We start from the raw sequence: 2163 nt of genomic DNA, 5'->3' as shown, positions 1-2163 counted from the left end.
TCGGGCCGGGCAGTCCCGACTCGAACCGGGGCGTACGCACGGCGGACGGCCTCCCAGTAGGGCTCGAGGTCGCCGACGGCGTCGAGGGACAGCCCCGTGTCGCGCTCGGTGTGCGCCAGGGCGGCGACGAGCGCGGACATGCTCGGCTGGCTCGTCGTGCCCGCCATCGGGGCCGCGGCGACGTCCACCGCGTCCGCACCGGCCCGGGCAGCGGCGAGGAGCGTCGCGAGCTGGCCGCCGGCGGTGTCGTGCGTGTGCACGTGGACGGGCTGGTCGAAGCGCTCCCGGAGGGCGACGACGAGCCGCTCCGCGGCGCCGGCGCGGAGCAGCCCGGCCATGTCCTTGATGCCGATGACGTGCGCGCCGGCCTCGACCATCTGCTCCGCGAGGCGGAGGTAGTAGTCGAGCGTGTAGAGGTCCTCCGCCGGGTCGAGCAGGTCGCCCGAGTAGCAGAGCGCCGCTTCGGCCACCGACGTGCCGGTGGCGAGCACTGCCTCCAGGGCGGGTCGCAGCTGGCTGACGTCGTTGAGGGCGTCGAAGATCCGGAACACGTCGACGCCGCTGGCGGCGGCCTCGGCCACGAACGCGTCGGTGACCTCGGTCGGGTACGGCGTGTAGCCGACCGTGTTGCGGCCACGCAGCAGCATCTGCACGGGGATGTTCGGCATCGCCGCCCGGAGTGCCGCCAGGCGCTCCCACGGGTCCTCGCCGAGGAAACGGAGCGCGACGTCGTAGGTCGCGCCGCCCCAGGCCTCCACGGAGAGCAGCTGCGGCGTCAGGCGAGCGACGTGCGGAGCGACCGCGACGAGGTCCTTCGTGCGGACCCGGGTCGCCAGGAGCGACTGGTGGGCGTCGCGCATCGTGGTCTCGGTGACCGCGAGCGCCGTCTGTGCCCGGAGCGACCGCGCCCACTCGGCCGGACCGAGCTCCAGGAGCCGGTCGCGCTGCCCGGGCGGCGGCGCGGCGGACAGGTCGACCGCGGGGAGCTTCTCGCTCGGCTCGACGGTCTGCGGACGCCGCTCGCCGTTCGGCTTGTTCACCGTGACGTCGGCGAGCCAGTTCACGATCTTGGTGCCGCGGTCCTTCGACACGTGGCCGCCGAAGAGCTGGGGGCGCTCCTCGATGAACTTCGTCGACACGTCGCCGCGGTCGAAGTCCGGGTCCTCGAGGACGGCCTGCAGGAACGGGATGTTCGTGCTCACGCCGCGGATCCGGAACTCGGCGAGGGCGCGCTTGGCCCGGGACACGGCCGCCGGGAAGTCCCGACCGCGGCAGGTCATCTTCGCGAGCATCGAGTCGAAGTGCGGGCTGATCTGCGCGCCGGTGGCGATCGTGCCGCCGTCGAGTCGGACGCCGGCGCCGCCCGGGCTGCGGTAGGTGGTGATCTTGCCCGTGTCCGGTCGGAAGCCCTGGGTGGGGTCCTCGGTGGTGATGCGGGTCTGGAGCGCGGCGCCGTGGACCGCGACGGTGTCCTGCGACAGCCCGAGGTCGGCCAGGGTCTCCCCCGCCGCGATCCGCATCTGCGACTGCACGAGGTCGACGTCGGTGACCTCCTCCGTGACGGTGTGCTCGACCTGGATGCGGGGGTTCATCTCGATGAAGACGTGCTGGCCGGCCCGTTCGCCGTCGGTGTCGAGCAGGAACTCGACCGTGCCCGCGTTCACGTAGCCGATCGAGCGGGCGAAGGCGACGGCGTCCCGGTGCAGGGCGGCCGCGATCGACGGGTCGAGGTTCGGCGCCGGGGCGATCTCGACGACCTTCTGGTTCCGGCGCTGCACCGAGCAGTCGCGCTCGAAGAGGTGGATCGTGCCGGCGTCGGTGCCGGTGGCGTCGGCGAGGATCTGGACCTCGATGTGCCGCGGACGGATCACGGCCTGCTCGAGGAACATGGTCGGGTCGCCGAAGGCGCTGTCGGCCTCGCGCATCGCCTCCTCGAGCGCGGGCCGGAGTTCGTCCCGGGTCTCCACCCGACGCATGCCCCGGCCGCCGCCGCCCGCGACCGCCTTCGCGAACACCGGGAAACCGATGGCGTCGGCGCCCGCGAGGAGTTCCTCGACGTCGCGGCTCGCCGGTGTGCTCGCGAGGACGGGAACGCCGGCGGCGATCGCGTGCTCCTTCGCGTGACCTTGTTGCCGGGCATCTCCAGCACGTGCTCGCCCGGGC

At 73.2% G+C, this 2163-nt stretch carries 1 pseudogene; it reads right to left on the bottom strand.

Annotated features, from left to right (window positions below):
• A pseudogene (locus tag I59_RS18750) lies at nucleotides 1–2163 on the bottom strand (pyruvate carboxylase); the annotation flags it as partial.

The organism is Curtobacterium sp. B8 (assembly GCF_000333315.1).
Taxonomy (GTDB): Bacteria; Actinomycetota; Actinomycetes; order Actinomycetales; family Microbacteriaceae; genus Curtobacterium; species Curtobacterium luteum.
Note: the sequence above shows the minus strand (reverse complement) of the source record. Positions and strands in the feature narration are given on the sequence as shown.